At 49.5% G+C, this 19,683-nt stretch carries 17 protein-coding genes; 13 read left to right on the top strand and 4 right to left on the bottom strand.

The features are described 5' to 3' along the window. Positions 1–67 precede the first annotated feature (67 nt). A complete protein-coding gene (locus tag CZ787_RS16400; protein WP_087111164.1) occupies positions 68–1,288 on the bottom strand; it encodes an aldose epimerase family protein in 1,221 nt (406 codons plus the stop codon). A gap of 180 nt (positions 1,289–1,468) precedes the next feature. Between CZ787_RS16400 and CZ787_RS16395 the strand changes: the two genes are divergently transcribed. From CZ787_RS16395 to CZ787_RS16385, 3 genes are all read left to right on the top strand, one after another. After that, positions 1,469–2,437 carry a LysR substrate-binding domain-containing protein gene (locus CZ787_RS16395; RefSeq protein ID WP_087111162.1) on the top strand — a complete coding sequence of 323 codons (969 nt, stop codon included), beginning with the start codon at positions 1,469–1,471 and terminating at the stop codon, positions 2,435–2,437. A 522-nt stretch (positions 2,438–2,959) separates the two neighbouring features. After that, entirely contained in the window at positions 2,960–4,360 is a 1,401-nt protein-coding gene (locus CZ787_RS16390; RefSeq protein ID WP_087111160.1) for an MFS transporter, read from the top strand. A gap of 11 nt (positions 4,361–4,371) precedes the next feature. Beyond that, on the top strand, positions 4,372–5,319 hold the full coding sequence (locus tag CZ787_RS16385; RefSeq protein WP_087111159.1) for a family 43 glycosylhydrolase: 948 nt from the start codon (positions 4,372–4,374) through the stop codon (positions 5,317–5,319). 117 nt (positions 5,320–5,436) lie between these two features. Here the strand turns inward: CZ787_RS16385 and CZ787_RS16380 are convergent, their stop codons facing one another. Beyond that, complete coding sequence (locus tag CZ787_RS16380; protein ID WP_087111156.1) at positions 5,437–6,363, bottom strand: Gfo/Idh/MocA family protein; 927 nt, start codon at positions 6,361–6,363, stop codon at positions 5,437–5,439. A 39-nt stretch (positions 6,364–6,402) separates the two neighbouring features. Further along, positions 6,403–7,176, bottom strand: coding sequence for a FadR/GntR family transcriptional regulator (locus CZ787_RS16375; RefSeq protein WP_087111154.1), 774 nt, complete (start codon positions 7,174–7,176; stop codon positions 6,403–6,405). Between the two features lie 427 nt (positions 7,177–7,603). Here CZ787_RS16375 and araD1 (CZ787_RS16370) point away from each other — a divergent pair, with 427 nt between their 5' ends. Beyond that, positions 7,604–8,602, top strand: coding sequence for an AraD1 family protein (gene araD1 / locus CZ787_RS16370; protein ID WP_087111152.1), 999 nt, complete (start codon positions 7,604–7,606; stop codon positions 8,600–8,602). 11 nt (positions 8,603–8,613) lie between these two features. Further along, positions 8,614–10,191, top strand: a complete 1,578-nt coding sequence (locus CZ787_RS16365; RefSeq protein ID WP_087111150.1) for an aldehyde dehydrogenase (NADP(+)) — start codon at positions 8,614–8,616, stop codon at positions 10,189–10,191. 304 nt (positions 10,192–10,495) lie between these two features. Here CZ787_RS16365 and CZ787_RS16360 read toward each other — a convergent pair whose 3' ends face one another. Further along, the gene (locus CZ787_RS16360) at positions 10,496–11,245 is read right to left on the bottom strand and encodes a FadR/GntR family transcriptional regulator (RefSeq protein ID WP_087111148.1); all 750 of its coding nucleotides are present in this window, start codon (positions 11,243–11,245) and stop codon (positions 10,496–10,498) included. Positions 11,246–11,451: 206 nt separating this feature from the next. On the opposite strand from CZ787_RS16360, the gene CZ787_RS16355 reads away from it, so the two are divergent. The 8 genes from CZ787_RS16355 to CZ787_RS16320 all read left to right on the top strand — a co-directional run bounded on the left by CZ787_RS16355 (position 11,452) and on the right by CZ787_RS16320 (position 19,674). Beyond that, positions 11,452–12,432, top strand: a complete 981-nt coding sequence (locus CZ787_RS16355) for a TRAP transporter substrate-binding protein (protein WP_087111146.1) — start codon at positions 11,452–11,454, stop codon at positions 12,430–12,432. A 61-nt stretch (positions 12,433–12,493) separates the two neighbouring features. After that, entirely contained in the window at positions 12,494–13,048 is a 555-nt protein-coding gene (locus CZ787_RS16350; protein WP_087111144.1) for a TRAP transporter small permease, read from the top strand. After that, complete coding sequence (locus CZ787_RS16345) at positions 13,045–14,325, top strand: TRAP transporter large permease (RefSeq protein WP_087111141.1); 1,281 nt, start codon at positions 13,045–13,047, stop codon at positions 14,323–14,325. The genes CZ787_RS16350 and CZ787_RS16345 overlap by 4 nt, the downstream gene beginning before the upstream one ends. A gap of 22 nt (positions 14,326–14,347) precedes the next feature. Continuing rightward, complete coding sequence (locus tag CZ787_RS16340) at positions 14,348–15,373, top strand: 4-hydroxythreonine-4-phosphate dehydrogenase PdxA (RefSeq protein WP_087111138.1); 1,026 nt, start codon at positions 14,348–14,350, stop codon at positions 15,371–15,373. A gap of 27 nt (positions 15,374–15,400) precedes the next feature. Further along, complete coding sequence (locus CZ787_RS16335) at positions 15,401–16,573, top strand: L-rhamnonate dehydratase (RefSeq protein ID WP_087111136.1); 1,173 nt, start codon at positions 15,401–15,403, stop codon at positions 16,571–16,573. Between the two features lie 11 nt (positions 16,574–16,584). Then, positions 16,585–17,583 carry an AraD1 family protein gene (gene araD1, locus CZ787_RS16330; RefSeq protein ID WP_087111134.1) on the top strand — a complete coding sequence of 333 codons (999 nt, stop codon included), beginning with the start codon at positions 16,585–16,587 and terminating at the stop codon, positions 17,581–17,583. 30 nt (positions 17,584–17,613) lie between these two features. After that, on the top strand, positions 17,614–18,618 hold the full coding sequence (locus CZ787_RS16325; RefSeq protein WP_087111132.1) for a TRAP transporter substrate-binding protein: 1,005 nt from the start codon (positions 17,614–17,616) through the stop codon (positions 18,616–18,618). A 45-nt stretch (positions 18,619–18,663) separates the two neighbouring features. Next, the gene (locus CZ787_RS16320; RefSeq protein WP_087111130.1) at positions 18,664–19,674 is read left to right on the top strand and encodes an amidohydrolase family protein; all 1,011 of its coding nucleotides are present in this window, start codon (positions 18,664–18,666) and stop codon (positions 19,672–19,674) included. The last annotated feature ends 9 nt before the right edge of the window (positions 19,675–19,683 follow it).

Here is a 19,683-nt window from a genome sequence, read left to right as displayed (position 1 = left end):
TCCTGATATTCCAATTATTATTGATGTTATTGCTGCAATCACCGTCTGCTGCTCGTCAGGCACATGGCTAGACGCCCATATCGTCCTGGGCAGAGAAGCGGAAGATGGTGCGTGAACGGTAGGTCTCTCCTGGCTGTAGAACCGTGCTGGGAAAGGCGTCCTGATTAGGCGAATCGGGAAAGTGCTGCGTTTCCAGTGCAAAGCCAGAGCGCTGTGGATAGGCATTGCCACTTTTGCCCGTTAAATCACCGGCCAAAAAATTCCCCGAATAAAATTGAATACCAGGCTCAGTGGTTTTAATTTCCAGCAGCCGTCCACTTTGTGGCTCCCACACCCTGGCGGCCATCACCAGATCGCCTTGCTCGGCGTTATCTCGGTTAAGCACAAAGTTATGGTCGTAGCCCTGCCCAAAGCGCAGTTGATCGTTGTCTTGCTCAATACGCTCGCCAATCGACGTGGCCTGGGTGAAATCGAACGGCGTGCCTTCAACAGGCTGCAGCTCACCCGTCGGAATCAATGATTCACTCACCGGGGTAAAAGCATCGGCATTGAGCATAAGCTGATGATCAAGGATGGAGTCGTTCCCCTCACCCTTAAGGTTGAAGTAACTGTGCTGGGTAAGATTGACGGGCGTTGCCTTGTCGGTCTCGGCCTGGTAATCGACAATCAGTTCATTTTGATCGGTAAGGGTGTACGTCACTTCAACCGTCAGTTCTCCAGGATAGCCCTCTTCGCCATCCTCACTGACATAGCTCAGCACCAGCCCCGTCCCTTTATCATTTTCAAAAGGCTCGGCCTGCCAGAGCACACGATCAAACCCTTGCTCGCCGCCGTGCAGGTGGTTATCACCATCATTGGTGGCTAACGAGTAGGTTTCACCCTCCAGCGCAAACTGACCTTCGGCGATACGGTTGCCGTAGCGGCCGATGAGTGCACCAAAGTAGGGATTAGCTTGCTGGTAAGTGTCAGACAGATAACCATCCAGCGATTCAAAACCCAGCGCAATATCGTCAATGTTTCCGTCTACGTCAGGTACTTTCAGGGATACGATTGTGCCCCCGTAATTAATGACCTGAAGCTCAACGCCATTGGCGTTCGTTAGCCGGTAGCTTTGCACCTCACGGCCGTCCGGCAACTGGCCGAACGTCGATTGTTCGACGGCGCTCTCTGATTTACTGTTCGCCATGGGTTCCTTATCACTTTGGGCCTGGGCTACATTTGTCATCAGCGCGATGACGCCTGCGCTCAGTAACAATCTTGAGCCAACGCTACCTGTATGAGAGGGCATGGTGTTCCTCCTGTTAACATCGTTATTGTTATTCGTGCGGTATGCGGTTCACTACCAGGTTCACTACTAGGTTCTCCACTACACGCCCTACACTAGACAGCTCTTAGATAACTAACCAATATAGGAACACGTTAATTCCGATACACTTATTGCTATCAAAAGCACTGAAAGGCTTATTCCATGAGCGTTCTTGACAGTAACTGGTTTCTCAACGCTCGACTAAAGTTGCGTCATTTTCAGCTATTTTTGGCGCTTGACGAACACCGCAACCTGCATCGTGCCGCTGCCCAACTCAACATGAGCCAGCCCGCAGCCTCAAAACTGCTCAGCGACCTGGAAGCCAACCTGGGTATACGTCTGTTTGATCGCCAGTCGCGTGGGCTAACCCCTAACTGGTATGGGGAGGTCATGATTCGTCATGCGCATAGTGTGCTGTCGACACTACGCCACACCGCTGAAGAGCTGACCGCGCTGCGCAACGGCAATGCGGGCACCGTGGCTATCGGCACCGTTATGGCACCCGCCGTTACGCTTCTAACCAGCGCTATTGAACGGGTCCACAGAGACCGCCCGGAGCTTAAAATCAGCGTGGATGTGGATGTCAGCAAAGCGCTGGTGCCACGTTTGCTGGAAGGTGAGCTGGATTTTGCGATTACACGCCTCCCGCCTGGAAGCGATCTTGAGCGCTTTGTCTTTGAAGAAATTGGCGAGGAGGAGTTGTGCTTTGTGTGTCGTGAAGGGCATCCGCTGGTAGGCAAAACTTCGTTAAAACTGGCGGACATGGCCGTCTATCCGTGGTCACTGCAGCCACCCGGCGCACTCATGCGACAGCTTGTTGACAGCCTGTTTCTGCATCATCAGGTCGCGCCACCTCGACAAGTCGTCGATACTGCTGACTTACTGGTGTCACTAGCGCTGGTCGATAAATCTGACACCATCACCGTGACCACGCGCGAAACTGCCGATCTACTCTGTACCCCCCAACGCTTCCACCAGTTGCCCTTCGTCGAAGCGCTTAGCGTGCAGCCCTACGGCCTGGTCAGCTTACGCCACCAACGACTTTCACCGGGGGCTGCGCTATTAATGAGCACCCTCCGCGAGATTATCGCTCAGAACGCGCAACGCGAAGATGGGCGCAGTGAAACGTAACGAGGCAGCCGCACAACAAGCATGGCCAGCCCGATAGCAGCAGGCCTTTCACTGCTGCTATCTCACAGAAACATCCTCACAGCAACCTCCTCACAGCACCCTTGCCAACATCAATACCACGCTCCTTGTCGAAAGATGCGTGGCGGCTGTCCTATGAACACAGCCGGCAGGTCAGACATTGCCAAGCGGTCGGCATCGTCGCTCGCCTTGGCTTGGTTTGACCTGCTCAGTGCTTGAGAAAAACTTCCCTCTAAAGCCTCTGAAATAAGCTACCAGACTAAAGTCCATGTTGAACATTTCCTCCATATGTTCAACATATAGAGGATCCTAATAAAGAATAATCGACTGGAGTCCCTATGACGAACATCGCCGTATTTCTACGTGTAACGCTACATCGCATGCCGTGTTTCAGGGCCTATCGAAAGTGAATTGCCATGTACGCCTGGTGATTTGCTCGTTTGGTTTCTATAGAGGCGGTCACTAATTTCTTAGTCGTCATGTCTATCATTTAAGGCCCTACCCATGAAAACTCCAAAGCTAACGTATCTGGAAAAGGTCGGATTCGGCAGCGGCGATATGGCGATTAATGTCGTTATATCTTCGATGTTTCTGATTATCTCTTACTTCTATACCGATATTTTTGGCCTAAAACCCAGCCATATGGGGATTCTATTTCTGGTAGCGCGGTTAATGGATGCCATCACTGATCCGCTTATGGGTATCATCACGGATAAATTCAATACCCGTTATGGCCGTTACCGCCCTTACTTCTTAATATTCTCAGTGCCTTTTGGAATCTCGGTACTGCTGCTTTTTACTACACCCGACTGGAGCTATAACGCAAAACTGGTGTGGGCATACTCAACTTATCTGTTTGTCACGCTCATGTTCACGGCGGTGACCATTCCCTATATTTCCTTGATCGGAGTATTATCACCAGACCCGAAAGACCGGCTATCCGCCAATGGGTACCGTTTGTTCTTTGCCAAGATTGCCGCCTTTCTGGTGACGATCATAGTGCCGATACTTGCCGAATTTGTGGGTGGAGATAACCTTGCCTTGGGATACCAGGTATCCATGGGCTTAATGGGAGGGCTCGCTACCTTATTGTTTCTGTTCTGTTATTTTACGACCACCGAGCGCGTCCAGCACACCATTGATACAAAACCGCTGAAAGAGCAGTTTCGCCTATTAATTAAAAACGATCAGTGGATAGTACTGTGTGCGGTCTGCTTTACAGGCACGCTGGGTTATGTGATTCGTAGCTCGGTGGCGGCCTATTATGCCAAATATTATCTCGGCGCTAACGCGACAATGCTGTCAGCATTCTTAACCGTGGGCGTTAGCGCAGCCATCTTGGCCATGGTGGCTTCAACCTGGATCACCAAACGCTACTGTAAACTCAACCTCTTCCGCTGGAGCCAACTCGCCGTCGGGGTGCTGAGCGTTATCATGTTCTTTGCCGTTTCTCCAGGCGATATCGTGTTGGCCTTTATTCTGTATTTCCTTATTTCCTTTGCCGTTGACCTGCATGCTCCGGTTTTCTGGTCGGCTATCGCCGAGTCAGTGGATTACGGAGAAGCCAAGACTGGGCGGCGTGTCTCAGGACTGGCGTTCGGTGGCATTTCATTTTTTCAAAAAGCAGGCATGGGGGCAGCCGGTTTCCTGGTAGGCATCTTGTTAACCTATTTTAACTATGAGCCTAATACTGAACAGAGTGCGTTTACGCTAACCGGTATCGCGTTGATGCTTTCTATCATTCCTGGCGTCTTTCATACGCTGATGGGGAGTTTAATGTTCAAGTATCATATTACCGATCGCTACTATGAAGAGATGAAAGAAAACCTTTCCAATGGCTTCCCGCTGCCAGAAACGCTAAAAAAGCAGCCACAGCCGCCCATCTATCGTGCAACAAACCTATAAGAAGTGAGGCCATGATGACGATAAAGCCCTTGATAGAGCAACGCGCAGACCCGTTTATTCATAAGCATACCGACGGCTTTTACTACTTCACTGCCTCCGTGCCTGAATATGACCGTTTAGAGTTACGCCGTGCGTCAAGTATCGAAACACTAGCCGATGCCAGTGCCGTCAGCGTATGGCACAAACCAGATACAGGCCCTTTGAGCGAACTGATTTGGGCACCGGAACTGCACTTTCATGCAGGGCGTTGGACTATCTATTTTGCGGCTGCTCCCAGCCGAGAGATTAAAGACGGTTTATTCCAGCACCGCATGTACGCGATTAGTACTGATGCGGCTAACCCCTTGATCGGCACATGGAGCGCGCCCGTTCAGATAGAGACAGGCATTGATAGCTTCTGCCTCGACGCTACGATGTTCTCTCATCATGAAAAGCTCTATTACCTATGGGCGCAGAAGTCGCCTGACATCCCCGGCAATTCCAATCTCTATATTGCGCCCATGGAGACGCCCGACACGCTATCAGGGCCGCCGGTTCGTTTGAGTATTCCTGAGTTCGAGTGGGAGACGCGTGGCTTCAGTGTCAATGAAGGGCCCGCGGTCCTGTGCCGACATGGCCGAGTGTTTCTAACCTACTCGGCAAGCGCTACCGATGAAAACTATTGCATGGGCTTGCTGTGGGCCAATACCGACGACGACTTGCTTGACCCTTCCAGCTGGACGAAGCTGCCAAACCCTGTCTTCCAGAGCGACTCGCCCAATAAGCTCTTCGGGCCAGGGCACAATAGCTTTACCGTTTCCGATGACGGCCAAACGGATCTACTGGTGTATCACGCGCGCACGTATACCGAGATTGAGGGTGACCCCCTTTGGGATCCGAACCGGCATACGTACGTCAAACGCATCCAATGGGACACAGAGGGATTCCCTCTTTTCGGAAAACCCTCATCACCTGATTAATGGTTTATTTTCATGCGAATGCTTTAACGTTCCGCGTTAACCCGCCACCAACGACTCCATATACCCTTTCGTTTAGCTTGAGTCGTTGATGGCATCCCTCTATAGCGTGAACGGCCATCACTCGATAAACGCATCCGTTACGTCACGATGACCGTACATGAAAGCGTCTGCCACCTGCCGCAGTGGCGCGACATCTACTTCGCTACGCCCCGCTGCGATAAGCTCGGCGAAGTAAGTATAAAGACCTTCATACTCCTTCTCTTCAGCGTCGACTACCTGCTGACCTTCAATCGTTAAGCGGCAGCCACCGTCGGTCAGGCTTATGCGTCCGCCATCAGTATCAATGTGAATATCCCAGGTTTGCGGGCCGGTCTGACGAAAATCAAACACCGCTTCAATAGCCGTATCCAAGTGATCAGTAAACGAGAGCTCAGCGGCAATCGGTGTCTGGCAATTCTCTGGCACCTGCAGCCGCGCCTGACGCAGGAAAAACGGTTGAGGCAGGATGGCCGTGACAATGGAAAGCGCGTTAATACCCGGGTCGAATACGCCCATTCCACCGGGTTGCCAGATCCACGCTTGGCCTGGATGCCATACCCTTACATCCTCCTTCCACTCAATACTAACTCGCTGAACACTGCGCTCTGCTAACCACCGTTTGGCATGGGCAACGCCCGGTGCAAAGCGTGAATGCCAGGCAGCAAACAGGCTAACGCCTTGCTGGTCAGCCACCGCGATTAAGTCCTCTACTTCACTTAACGTGGCTCCTGGCGGCTTTTCCAGAAGCACATGCTTGCCACGCATTAACGCAAGGCGCGCTTGAGAGTAGCGCAGGTGAGTAGGCGTGCAAATGGCCACGGCGGTTATCTCAGGGTGAGCATCCAACATAGCCTCTAGCGAGGCATAGCCAGGAGTGCCCGGCAGGGCTGCATTAGGATCAGCTGTGGCGACAAACTGGCAGTTAGTGACCGCTGCCATTGCAGGAATATGCTGATCGCGGGCAATTTTACCCACCCCGACCAGGCCAATCATTACGTGAGACATACGTTTGCCTTGTTAGCAAAAGTGGGATCAATGTAAGGCTCAGCGGCGCTCGATGTTAAGTCCCAAAGAGCTGGGCTCCAGGGTGCTGGCACTGTTCTCAAGCCCCAGCGCCTTTGCGGTACCCGCCAACACGGCCTGAGCCGCCAAAAACGCCTCCCGAGGGCGGCGCAGGCGAATACTTTCCATTAGCTGGCGATGCTGCTCCAAACTCTCATCAGGGTCCGGGGCGCTCTCATTGGACATTGACACCAACATGTAAATGGAAGGACGCAAGATATGGGAAAGCTGTGCCCAAACGATGTTGTGAGTCGCCTTGAAGATCGCTTCATGAAAAGCAACATCGCATTCACTATGCAGACGCCGCTCTTCAAGACAGGTGGCATTACGCAGGTTCTGGCCCAACCCTTCAAATGCTTCTTCGATAGCCACCAAATCGTGCGCCGTGGCACGCTTGGCAGCGGTCATCGCCACATAAGGTTCCACATCCAAACGAAAAGCCAGTATTTCACGCTGGATATCAGGGTTTGGCGCAGCATACCGCGTTAACCAATGGGTCACCTGGGGATCAAGGATATGCCACTCAGAATACTCACGAACCTTGGAGCCATGTCCTGAAATACGCTCAATAATACCCGCATCCACCAACTGGCGAAGGTCGCTACGTACCGCCGAGCGATTAATAGCAAAGCGTTCGCACAGATCCAGCTCCCGAGGCACAAAATCGCCGGGCTGATAACGCCCTGCGAAGATAGCTTCGGCGAGATGTTCGGCAATACTGGGCCGAGCAACAGGCTTACTGAGAGATGACGTCACTATGATTCAACCCTATTACAATTCTTCTCAATCATAACGTAATCAACCTCTCCAAGCATGGGCGTAATACAAGCGGATGGTACTGATGATTTCCCCTTGATTAATGCTCATGGCGACATCGTGATATTGGCAACTCCCTTTAAATCCAGGGAGTCGCTATGACGTTACGCTTTCTTTGTGATAACGTCGACACATACAAAAGTATATGTTGAACATACTGGCAATAAGCTCAACAGTTCGTCTACGATGAATAGCACTTTCCAAATAATGGCGTCAGCCACCTCTAACAAGCAGCGCTAGCATTCTCCCGGATAGCCCGCTTGGGGTGACATGACACCGCCTCATGCCATTCAAGACACCATTGGGTTGCCTGCTGTTTGCCATGCAAATGAGCAAGCGCTTGATGTATTAACAAGGACATGTCGCTATGCGGTTGATTCAGTACACCGAACAAGAAACACTAAAAGTCGCATTGGTAGAGAGCGCTGAGAAAGTTCGCCCCATCGCCATAGAGGGCGGCACTTACGCGCTAGCCAACGCCGCTATTGCCGCTGGGGAGTCGCTTGAACAAGCCATTAAATCACGGCTTGGCGACACGCAGGTTGATTACCAAACGTTAATCGACGAGCAGCGCCTGCTACCGCCGCTCACGCATCCCGACCCCGCCCACTGCCTGGTGACCGGCACCGGCCTCACCCACTTGGGCAGCGCCGATACCCGGTCCGCCATGCATGCCAAAACTCAAGTGGCCGAGGAGGAACTGACCGACTCCATGCGCATGTTCAAACTCGGCGTTGAAGGCGGAAAGCCTTCCGATAACGCCGAAGGGTCGCAGCCGGAATGGTTCTATAAAGGCGATGGCGACTGCATCGTCGCGCCGGAAGCAGACATGCCTTCTCCCGCGTTTGCCCAGGATGCTGGTGAAGAACCAGAGCTTGCGGGGCTCTATATTATTGCTGACGATGGCACTCCATGCCGGATTGGCTACGCTGTGGGTAACGAATTTTCCGACCATGTTACTGAGCGCTTTAACTACCTATGGCTGGCGCACTCTAAATTGCGCGCCTGTAGCGTTGGCCCAGAGCTGTTGATCGGAGAGTTACCTGCCCACCTTGAAGGCACCAGCCGCATTGTGCGCGATGGCCAAACGTTGTGGGAAAAGCCGTTTTTAACCGGTGAGTCCAATATGGCCCACAGCCTCGCCAATCTTGAGCACCACCACTTCAAATACGCAGGCTTTCGCCGCCCGGGCGATGTCCACGTCCACTTCTTCGGCACAGCTACTCTTAGCTTTGCTGACCAGATTCAAACCCGCGATGGTGATCGTTTCGAGATCACGCTTAACGATTTTGGCCGCTCACTACGCAACACGCTACGCATGCCAACGAATCACAAGCACGAAACAACCATCGTCAACGCGCTTTAACAGGAGGCTACATGACACTGCAAGGTACACTGCTTATCGGTCAACAGGCCGTCACCGGTACTCAAGCCGATATTGTTGCCGTTAACCCGGCCACCGGCGAAACTCTGGAGCCGCGCTATCCCGGTGGTAGCCGCGCCGAGGTTGAAAAAGCCTGCCAGCTTGCCGAAGCAGCGTTTGATCAATACCGCGAAACCTCACTTGAAACGCGCGCTCACTTCCTGGAAACCATTGCCGAAGAAATTGAGGCCATTGGTGCTGATTTGACTCAACGCGGCGTGGCCGAAACCGGCCTTCCTGAAGCGCGCCTTGAAGGCGAACGGGGCCGGACCTGCGGTCAGCTGCGGCTGTTCGCCTCGGTAGTACGTGCGGGCGAATGGCTGGATTTACGCCACGACCCGGCCCAGCCTGATCGCCAACCCATGCCGCGCGCCGACTTACGTCAGCGCCATATTCCGCTTGGCCCCGTGGCCGTGTTCGGTGCCAGCAACTTTCCGCTGGCCTTCAGCGTAGCAGGGGGCGATACCGCCTCGGCGCTGGCAGCAGGCTGCCCGGTGGTGGTCAAGGGCCACTCTGCCCACCCCGGCACTTCTGAGCTGGTAGGCCGCGCTATTCAACGCGCTGCGGCCAAGTGCAACATGCCGGAAGGGGTGTTTTCGCTGCTGTTCGGCTCAGGTCGCGATATTGGCCAAGCGCTGGTCTCAGACCCGCGTATTAAAGCGGTTGGTTTTACCGGCTCACGCAGCGGCGGCATGGCCTTGATGGCGACTGCCCAGGCGCGTCCCGAGCCGATTCCCGTTTATGCCGAGATGAGCAGCATCAACCCGGTATTTCTGTTCCCCGAGGCACTGCAAGCGCGCGGCAACAAGATTGCCGAAGGTTTTGTCGCTTCGCTGAACATGGGTGCGGGTCAGTTCTGCACCAACCCTGGTCTGGTCATTGGCCTTAAAGGCGCTGACCTGGATGCGTTTATCACTACCGCAGAGGAAGCCGTTAAAGCCAGCGGCGCCCAAACGATGCTGACGCCCGGCATCCATGAGGCGTATCAAAGCGGTGTCTCCGCCCTTTCGGGCCAATCCAGCGTCAAGGAAGTAGCGCGCGGCAAAGCCGGCGACGGACCGCATAGCTGCCAGACAGGGCTATTTGTAGCCAGCGCTCAGAATTTCCTTAACAATGACGCGCTTCAGGGCGAAATCTTCGGCGCTGCCTCGCTGGTCATTGAGTGCGCTGACGCGCAGGAGATGCAGCGTGTTGCCGACCAGCTCGAAGGTCAGCTGACGATTACTCTGCAAATGGACGATGGCGACCTGGAGGCCGCACAATCACTTCTGCCCACGCTTGAGCAGCGCGCCGGTCGACTCCTGGCCAATGGCTGGCCGACCGGGGTCGAAGTGGGCCACGCGATGGTGCATGGAGGACCGTTCCCGGCAACGTCCGACAGCCGCACTACGTCTGTCGGCAGCGCCGCGATTTATCGCTTCCTGCGCCCGGTTTGCTATCAGGACTTGCCTGCTGGTTTACTGCCAGAAGCATTGCGCGACGATAATCCTTTTAAGGTTTCGCGACTGGTGGATGGTAAGCGGGAATATTAAACAAGACGGTAAATAGCAACTCATCAGGACATATACTGCCTGAGACCTTTTATTAACATGCTAAAGACCTCGCCGCACCAAGCCCCCGACAGGGGGCTATATCCCATGTTAAACGTGGAATATTTTAGCGAAAAAACGAATTATTTTATGGAACGGAGCGCGGTACGACGGTCACCACTTAAACGTTAATTCATCCCAGGCATTAACCTCCTATAGCCTACTGAGGACAGCCCTGTCCAAGACGAATTTTGACTAGCGGCGCCTGTTATTCAACCGTAAACATCCTGCACATATGCCCGAAATGCTAATTTACGGATTTATCTATTTCACAGGCTGATTTCTCTTTCGTCGTGCGATAAACACTATCCAAGTGAGCAAGCATCGCTCGCTCGGCCGCATCGGGATCACCGCGTTTCAAAGCATCAACAATGCGAGCATGCTCCCCATAACTCCGCTCAATCGCACCGTCCTCAACCATTACTTGGCGGCGTATACTAAGCCCATACCCGTAGAGTTCTTGAGCATAACGCAACAACAAGGAATTATTAGCATACTCAGAGATAAGTTTATGAAAGCTCTGATCAGATAGCTGAAAATAGACAGGCGAATCGAATAGCTTGCTCTGTGCGTCAAGCAATCGCTCCAGCTTTTGAATGCCTTCCATATCTATTCTAATAGCAGCTCGCCTAGCAATAGCAGCTTCGACAATAATCCGGCTCTCGAAAACACAGTCCAAATCGAAGCTCTCCATCTCGCTTACCCGGCAAGCCTCTTGGGTATCTGTAAAACGTGATAGAGCATGCTCATCTGCACTTATACGTGTTTTACTGCCTTGAGAAACGCTTATCAAATCATAGGCAGCCATTTGAGCAAGAGCACCTCGTACTGTCTCTCTACTAACTTCAAAAAGCTGTGCCAACTCGCGCTCGCTAGGCAATAAATCTCCCTCTCTTAGCAGTCCTGTTTTAAGCATATCAATTAGTTTTTCAACCAGTACTTCCTTTTTAGTTTTATTTTTGAGAGCTTTTTCAAAAGCAAATGCTGAATTAGACATAAAATTTTCCCATCTCAACTGGTCTATATACTAGACCAAAAACGACCATGATTTCCACATATGATCACCCTTTAGACAAAGGTATATATTTACCGACCCCCTATTGACTAACAAGGCCATAGGAATCTAAATTGCCTACCGACTGGTCCGGTAATCCAACCAGCATACCAGACAAACACAATAAGCCTAAAAAGAAGGGGCTCGTCATGTTCAAACTCTCTCTCAGCGCTACGGCTTTAGCTTTGGTCTTGTGTTCTTCGCAAGCCCAAGCTAACCAAGAAAAAATTGTATTCGCTATTGGTGGATCATCCCAAAGCTTGCAAGGCCAAACCGCATTGGAGTTTAAACGCCAACTCCAAGAGAGATTAGGCGACGATATCCAAATTGAATATTACGATAGTGGCCAGTTGGGAGATGAGCGCCAACTTATCCAACGCCTACGCATGGGCACCGTCGACTTAGCTGCAATTTCATCGATCATGTCATCTGTAGCGCCAAATTTTGCTCTTTTCGATCTTCCTTACTTGGTCAGCGATCGTGACCATTTAAAGAAAATAGATGATGAAATTGTTATGCAGGATCTTGCTGAAGGAGCAGAGGAGCAAGGCTTAAAAATTATCTCTACATGGGAAAACGGTTTTCGTCAAATTACCAACAGTCGCCGAGCTATCACTACTCCCACTGATCTAGAAGGACTAAGAATTCGCACTCCTCAAAGTGACTGGCGAACCCGTATGTTCTCAACGTGGGGCGCCAACCCTACTCCCATGGCTTTTTCAGAAGTATTTGTTGGGCTCCAAACAGGTGTAATCGACGGACAAGAAAACCCTCTCAGTAATATTTACGGCGCTCGGCTTCACGAAGTTCAAGAATATTTATCGCTAACGAACCATGTTTATACACCTATATGGCTAACCGCCGGTTTAGGCAAGTGGGATCAATTCTCAGATGAGGTTCGTGATGCAATTAGCGAGGCGGCTGCTGAAACTCAATTATGGGCTTTTGCAAGAGGCGCTGAATTGGATCAAGAGCTGCTAGATACGATGCGAGATTCCGGCGTTGAAATTAACGAAGTGGACCGAGAAGCATTTATCAGTGCCAGTGTTCCTGTATATGAGGCGTTTGCTGAGCAAGTTGAAAATGGTCAAGCATTAATAGATCGCGCCATGAGCCTAGCCAACGATTAAAAAGTATTTACCTTTTGGGCGTCATTACAGACGCCCATGCGTCCAGCAACGGGTATAAAAAATGGCACTAATTGAAAAGCTGCGGTTTCTAATCGAAAAGTTATTAGAAATCTTTACCGTTACTTTGCTACTTGCTCTTACTTTCATAGTACTTGCAGCTGTGGCATTTAGAACCTTTGGAAGCTCTATTACCTGGTACGATGAGGTAGCATCTATAGGACTTGCCTGGTTAACTTTTTACGGTGCCAACCTGGCAGCCATTAAACGTGCGCATATGGGATTTCCAGGGCTTGTAAGCAATGCTCCCTCAGCTGTCAGAGCTAGCTTATTTGTTTTAAGCGAAGCTATTGTGATTGGTTTCTTCTTGATAATTGCTTATTACGGCTACCGAGTCTTGGACATACTGGCATGGGATCGCTTGGTTTCTCTTCCTAGTATTAGCCTTACGATTACCCAATCGGCAGTCCCTATTAGCGCGGCATTGTTTATTCTTTGTGAACTGTTATCTCTACCTGGCGCTTGGAAAAAGATGAAAAATGGCGTCGACAGCGAGCATGAAGCTATCGAAGAAGCAATTCGTTTAGCCGAGGAAGATTTAAGGGAGAGTCGGCCATGATTTTACTAGTAGTTATCGCAGCCTTATTTTCTTTGGTGCTTATCAATGTACCTATTGCAGTCGCAATTGGAGCTGTAGGTGTTATTGGTGTTTTTATAAACATGGGGCCTCAGCATCTTCTTAATGTTCCCTTAACACTTTTTAATGGTGCTACTAACTTTCCGTTAATTGCTATTCCGTTATTCATCTTTGCTGGCGCACTGATGAACACCTCTGGCATTTCTACCCGACTGATCAATTTAGTGACAGCTATGGTGGGATTTGTAAGAGGAGGCCTGGCGATGGTTAATGTTGGTGTATCAATGTTTTTTGCTGAAATTTCTGGCTCCGCTGTTGCAGACGTAGCAGCGACAGGCTCTATTTTAATTCCAGAAATGAAACGTAAAAACTACAACCCCGAGTTTTCTGCAGCTATCACGTCTTCGTCTGCATCCTTGGCTGTCATTATCCCTCCTTCTTTATCAATGATTCTTTACGGAGCGATCGCCGAGGTTTCTATTGTTCAGTTATTCGTAGCAGGCATTATCCCAGGGATTCTTGGCGGCATCGGCCTTGCATGTTTCTGTTACTACTATGCAGTTAAGTATAACTTGCCTCGCGAAGAAGCCTTTTCTCTTCGCCGCTTAGGTAAAGCTTTCAAGGAAGCTGCCTGGGCCTTATTACTACCAATTATAATTCTAGGTGGCATATTTGGTGGCTTGGTTACTGCAACTGAAGGAGCGGGCATAGCCGTACTGGCTGCCTTAATTATTGGCGGACTTATATATAGAGAACTTAACTTAAAAGTTCTTTATCGTGCGGTAACAGATGGCGTTATACAAACGGCCGTTGTTATGTTACTAGTCGCAACATCAGCAGTACTAGGGCTATTTCTTACAGAAATGCAACTCCCGCAACAACTGGCGCAACAAATCACTACTTTAACTGAGAATCCTATTGCGGTATTAGCACTACTCAATATTTTACTACTTTTATTAGGTATGTTCCTGCATGGGGCAGCAGCAATCATTCTAGTAGTGCCAATAGTAATGCCGCTAGTCACTCAAATCGGCATTGATCCAATTCACTTTGGCTTAATCCTGACGCTTAACTTAGCCATTGGCCAGCAAACGCCTCCTGTCGCGTCTGTACTTGCCACCGCCTGTTCAATTGCTAAAACCGATATGTGGAATACTACCCGGGTTAACCTCCCTATGATCGGTGTATTGTTTATCGTATTACTATTAGTAACCTATATTCCTGAAGTTTCTCTCTATTTAGTTGATCTGTTTTATTAAAATCGTTTAACAGGAGTTCTATATGAAAGATTCAAAACCTGTAATCGCGGTAATCCTAGGTGACCCTGCTGGTGTTGGCCCAGAGCTAATCGCTAAGCTATTCAATGAAGCCGACCTTTTTAAAGATGTACATACCGTATTGCTGGGTGATCGCTGGCTGTGGCAAGAAGGACAACGTGTTGCAGGCATTCACCATAATTTGGTTGAAATAAGCGAATTTAGCCAAGCACGTTTACACTCCACCCCAGTATTTTTACCAACAGAGAGTGTTGCTGAAAGTGACATTAGCTATGCACAAGAAACAGCTGCTGGCGGTGCTTCCGTACTCGCATTGTTAAAACGCTGTATGAGTGCAGCGCTAGACAATGAGGTAGATGCGATTTGCTTTGCGCCTTTAAATAAATACTCCATGAAAAAAGGCGGGCTTGAGTATGAAGACGAGTTACATTTCTTCGCTAACTATTTAAATGTTAAGAACTATTTTTGTGAGTTTAATACTTTGGGCAATCTGTGGACGGCCCGAATTTCCTCGCATATTCCACTTAAAGATGCGGCCGAATATATCACTGAAGAGCGTATTGTCGCGGCTAGCCGATTGATGTACGACGCACTGCAACTGGCAGGCAATCCAGAGCCACGCGTTGTAGTAGCAGCCTTTAATCCTCATGCAGGGGAAGGCGGCACTTGTGGACGCGAAGAAATCGAGATCATTACGCCTGCGGTTGAGGCGTGCAGAGCCCAAGGCTATCCAATTAGTGGCCCCCTCCCCGCCGACACCCTATTTATTAAGGCTCGTGATGGCGAGTTTGATGCAGTGGTCACCATGTACCACGACCAAGGCCAAATTGCGATCAAACTAATGGGCTTTATGGAGGGCGTAACTGTACAAGGAGGCCTTCCCATCCCCATTACTACTCCTGCCCATGGCACGGCATTTGATATCGCTGGCCAAGGAAAAGCTAATGTTAGTCCAACTCGTAACGCCTTCATCATCGCTTGTCGGATGGGCAAGAACCTTCGTCAACAGCGACTGAACACCAATATTTAACCAAATACTCACTTAAGGAAAACCTTAATGAAAATCACTAATGTCCGCACCCGCGTATTTGAATGGAAAGGCCATACTGTAACGCCGACCCCTCACTTTTGCTCCAACGCAATGGATGAGCTTTGGGATAAAGGAGATTCCATGGGCACCTTCCGCTTCCATGGATGGACGGTGGTTGAAATTGAAACCGACAACGGCATTGTAGGGCTTGGCAATGTGGCGTTAGCACCACGTATCGCTAAAGCAATTATCGATCAGTATCTTGCCCCGCTAGTAATTGGCCAAGATCCTTTTGACTACGAATATCTCTGGCAACGGATGTATCGCTCCACGCATGCATGGGGTCGTAAAGGCATCGGTATGGCGGCAATATCTGGAGTCGATATTGCTATTTGGGACATCATGGGTAAAGCCGTAAACAAGCCTGTTTTTAAATTATTAGGAGGTCGCACAAAAGAGAAAATTCCTTGCTACGCATCCAAACTTTATCGCACTGATCTAAAAGGCATGCAGGAAGAAGCACAGTCTTATCTTGATCAAGGTTTCCAAGCGATGAAGATGCGCTTTGGCTATGGTCCCAAAGACGGCCCTTCGGGCATGCGCGAAAACCTGAATAGCGTTGCGGCAGTGCGTGAAGTAATCGGCGATGATATCGACTTAATGCTTGAATGCTATATGGGCTGGAACCTCGAGTATGCCAAACGCATGTTACCTCGATTGGAACGCTTTCAGCCACGATGGCTTGAAGAGCCAGTGATTGCTGATGATATTGATGGCTACGCAGAGCTCAACCAACTTACCAGTATCCCTATTTCAGGCGGCGAGCACGAGTTCACTTCTTATGGCTTCCGCCAACTGCTTGAAAAACGTGCAGTTTCTGTTATCCAATACGATACTAATCGGGTTGGCGGCATTACCGCCGCGCATAAGATCAATGCTCTTGCTGAATCGTTTAGCGTACCTGTCATCCCTCATGCAGGTCAGATGCATAACTATCATTTAACAATGTCTACGCTTGCATCTCCTATGTCCGAATTCTTCCCAGTACACGATGTAGAGATTGGTAACGAGCTGTTTTATTACCTGTTTGAAGGTGATCCTGAGCCAGTCAATGGGTTTATCGATCTTGACGATAATACGCCCGGCCTCGGCTTAAAGCTCAACGAACGTTATTTTGATCAGTTCCATATCATCGAATAAGAGTCTTACTAATGCGAATCGTACAAGTGAAAACTTCTCGCGGCATTCGTGCCGCGGTGGTTGAAAGTTCAATTCAGCTTCGTGTGATTGATTACCCCGGAGGGACCTATGCGTTAGCAAAGGCCGCTCTCGACGAGGGCACCTCTCTTACTGCATTCATTGAATCTCATCGTAGCCATGATTTGTTGGATTACAATCAGGCAATAGATTTAGGTTTACTGCTGCCTCCGCTTACACATCCTGACCCAGCCCACTGCTTTGTTACCGGCACTGGTTTAACCCATCTGGGCAGCGCCGATACCCGCTCTGCAATGCATGCAAGTGTACAAGCTAACAATGAGGAACTTACTGATTCCATGCGTATGTTCAAGCTTGGAGTTGAGGGAGGTAAACCTCTTGCAGGCACAATGGGAGCTCAACCCGAATGGTTCTATAAAGGTGATGGCAGCATCGTCGTTCCCCCAGAAAGCCCATTTACGGTGCCATTTTTCGCCGAAGATGCGGGTGAAGAGCCTGAGTTAGTTGGCCTTTACATAAATGCTACTGACGGTACTCCATATAGGGTGGGCTATGCCGTTGGGAACGAATTCTCCGACCATATCACTGAGCGTGCTAATTACTTATGGTTGGCGCACTCTAAACTACGCGCTTGCAGCTTTGGCCCTGAATTATTCCTGGGTGAGCTCCCTGATTATTTAGAGGGCACTAGCCGAATTGTTCGCGAGGACAAAATTCTATGGGAAAAAACCTTTCTTACCGGAGAGGCAAATATGGCGCATAGCCTAGCCAATCTAGAATACCACCATTTCAAGTACGCCCAGTTTCGACGCCCAGGCGATGTACATGTGCATTACTTTGGCACTGCAACGCTCAGTTTTGCTGACAATATTTCTGTGCGTGACGGTGACCGTTTTGAGATTGACCTACCTCTTCTTGGCCGCAAGTTATGTAATCCAGTCAAATTCATGCCAGAAGAGAATCCTGCAATGAAAAAAGTGCAATCTATCTAGAATTACCGCGCTAACTTCGAGGCCACCATAATGATAACCAAGTTCTATTTATTAAAAAAAGTTATAGCTACAACGTTATCGGTGGCTCTCTTTGCTCCATTTGCCTACACCCAAGCGGCTACAACATTAACACTGGCCCATGCACACCCAGTAGATGACTCTCAACATTTGGCCGCGTTACGCTTCGCCGAGAGAGTAAAAGAACGTAGCGGCGACGAAATTAATATTCGTATTTTTCCAAATGGCCAACTCGGAAATGATCAAGCCATGATCACTGGTGTCCGTAGTGGAACAATTGATATCGAATTATCTGGCAATCCTTATTTTAGTGGATTAGCTAGCCAACTTAGCTTGCTTGATCTGCCATTTCTTTTTGATAACTACGATCAAGCATATCGAGTGCTAGATGGAGAGATCGGACTGAACTTACTTACAAGCATGCGAGAGAAAAACCTTGAAGGCCTCGCATTCTGGGAAATTGGATTTCGTAATTTAATCAACTCGCGCCGTGCAATCGAGTCAGCTAATGATATCAAAGGGCTGAAATTAAGAACGACACCTAATCCAGTGCATATCGCTGCATTTGAGGCATTGGGTGCCAATCCAGTCCCCATGCCTTTCGCAGAGCTTTTCACTGCATTAGAAACCAGAACAGTAGACGGTCAAGAAAATCCCGTTAGCTTAATTCGCTCGGCGAGCTTATATGATGTTCAAAAACATCTTTCACTAACGGCACATGCCTATACCGCAGCGCCATTGGTTATGAATAAAAATCGCTTTAGTGAGCTATCGGAAGAGCAACAGCTCATATTGCGTGATGAAGCACAAAGCGCTGCTCAATACCAGCGCCAAATTAATCAAGAGAGGATATCTAGCGACTTGGAATTTCTTAAGAACAAGGGGATGCAAGTCGCAGAACAGCCTGATCGTGCATCTATGCATGGCAGGGTAGCTGAATTAGTTCGTAACGAATTTACTGCTCAGCACGGTAGCGAATTACTTGATGCAGTTGAGCGTACGAAGTACACGAATTAATCCGTGAATCGTCACATTGCGGTTTATCGATGAGGCTATAAGAGCATGCAGATAAATGAACATCGACAACGTTACCTTGATAGTGGAGAAGATCAAGATCTTCCCATTATAGATGCACATCTTCATTTCTGGGATCCTCAATCTAATTACCATCCATGGCTGTGTGATGAGCCAATGATCCCTTTTCGATATGGAGACTATAGCAGTATTCGCATACCTTTTTTTCCACAGGACTATCAGCAGCAGTGTGGACATCACAACGTACTTGGATGCGTTTACATGGAAGCTGAATGGCAGCATGGGGATGCGCTAAAAGAGGCTCGCTGGATAGATGCCCTTAACGGTAGAACCTGCTGGCCAAATGCCATGATTGCTCAGGCTTGGTTAGATGCGGATAACATTGATGCTCAACTAGAAAAGCTATCGGCTTGGCCGCTAGTTCGCGGAGTCCGGCATAAACCAACCACCATGCCTCGCGATAAGTACAAAGCCAATCACAGCATGCCCGGCTCTCTCAAATGCCCTCGATTTCAACGCGGCTATGCGCTACTGGCTCAGTATAAATTCATCTTCGAGCTACAAGTTCCATGGTGGCATCTAAACGAATTAGTTTATTTATTAGAGCGTTACCCAGATGTACCAGTAGTCATAAATCATGCTGGCGTTCCCAATGATCGCACACATGAAACACTAGCAGGATGGAAAGAGGCATTAGAACAAGTTGCCGCTTATCCACACGTCATGCTTAAACTTTCTGGTATAGGCCTAAAAGATCAGCCTTGGCGGCTAAAGGACAATACTTGGCTAATTCATACTGCTTTAGAAACTTTTGGAGCAGAACGTTGTATGTTTGCCAGCAACTTTCCTGTTGACGGTTTAGTAACCGATCTTGAAGCATTATGGGGCCACTTCAAACAACTTAGCTCAAAACTTACTCGTAGTGAAAAATTATCCGTATTTTGTGACAACGCATTACGAAGTTATTTACTAGCACCGCCCGCCCAGGAACCCCTTGGCCATAACTCCACAAGAGCTATAAAACCATTAATAAACTAAGGACTTCAT

This window comes from Halomonas citrativorans (assembly GCF_900163645.1).
Taxonomy (GTDB): domain Bacteria; phylum Pseudomonadota; class Gammaproteobacteria; order Pseudomonadales; family Halomonadaceae; genus Vreelandella; species Vreelandella citrativorans.
The sequence above is the reverse complement of the archived record's forward strand: the minus strand, read 5'-3'. Positions and strand labels throughout refer to the sequence as shown.

Excerpts from the sequence above, each read along its gene's own strand:
- CZ787_RS16400 (WP_087111164.1), bottom strand. The coding sequence starts at position 1,288 with ATGCCCTCTCATACAGGTAGCGTTGGCTCAAGATTGTTACTGAGCGCA.
- CZ787_RS16395 (WP_087111162.1), top strand. The coding sequence starts at position 1,469 with ATGAGCGTTCTTGACAGTAACTGGTTTCTCAACGCTCGACTAAAGTTG.
- CZ787_RS16390 (WP_087111160.1), top strand. The coding sequence starts at position 2,960 with ATGAAAACTCCAAAGCTAACGTATCTGGAAAAGGTCGGATTCGGCAGC.
- CZ787_RS16385 (WP_087111159.1), top strand. The coding sequence starts at position 4,372 with ATGATGACGATAAAGCCCTTGATAGAGCAACGCGCAGACCCGTTTATT.
- CZ787_RS16380 (WP_087111156.1), bottom strand. The coding sequence starts at position 6,363 with ATGTCTCACGTAATGATTGGCCTGGTCGGGGTGGGTAAAATTGCCCGC.
- araD1 (WP_087111152.1), top strand. The coding sequence starts at position 7,604 with ATGCGGTTGATTCAGTACACCGAACAAGAAACACTAAAAGTCGCATTG.
- CZ787_RS16365 (WP_087111150.1), top strand. The coding sequence starts at position 8,614 with ATGACACTGCAAGGTACACTGCTTATCGGTCAACAGGCCGTCACCGGT.
- CZ787_RS16360 (WP_087111148.1), bottom strand. The coding sequence starts at position 11,245 with ATGTCTAATTCAGCATTTGCTTTTGAAAAAGCTCTCAAAAATAAAACT.
- CZ787_RS16355 (WP_087111146.1), top strand. The coding sequence starts at position 11,452 with ATGTTCAAACTCTCTCTCAGCGCTACGGCTTTAGCTTTGGTCTTGTGT.
- CZ787_RS16350 (WP_087111144.1), top strand. The coding sequence starts at position 12,494 with ATGGCACTAATTGAAAAGCTGCGGTTTCTAATCGAAAAGTTATTAGAA.
- CZ787_RS16345 (WP_087111141.1), top strand. The coding sequence starts at position 13,045 with ATGATTTTACTAGTAGTTATCGCAGCCTTATTTTCTTTGGTGCTTATC.
- CZ787_RS16340 (WP_087111138.1), top strand. The coding sequence starts at position 14,348 with ATGAAAGATTCAAAACCTGTAATCGCGGTAATCCTAGGTGACCCTGCT.
- CZ787_RS16335 (WP_087111136.1), top strand. The coding sequence starts at position 15,401 with ATGAAAATCACTAATGTCCGCACCCGCGTATTTGAATGGAAAGGCCAT.
- araD1 (WP_087111134.1), top strand. The coding sequence starts at position 16,585 with ATGCGAATCGTACAAGTGAAAACTTCTCGCGGCATTCGTGCCGCGGTG.
- CZ787_RS16325 (WP_087111132.1), top strand. The coding sequence starts at position 17,614 with ATGATAACCAAGTTCTATTTATTAAAAAAAGTTATAGCTACAACGTTA.
- CZ787_RS16320 (WP_087111130.1), top strand. The coding sequence starts at position 18,664 with ATGCAGATAAATGAACATCGACAACGTTACCTTGATAGTGGAGAAGAT.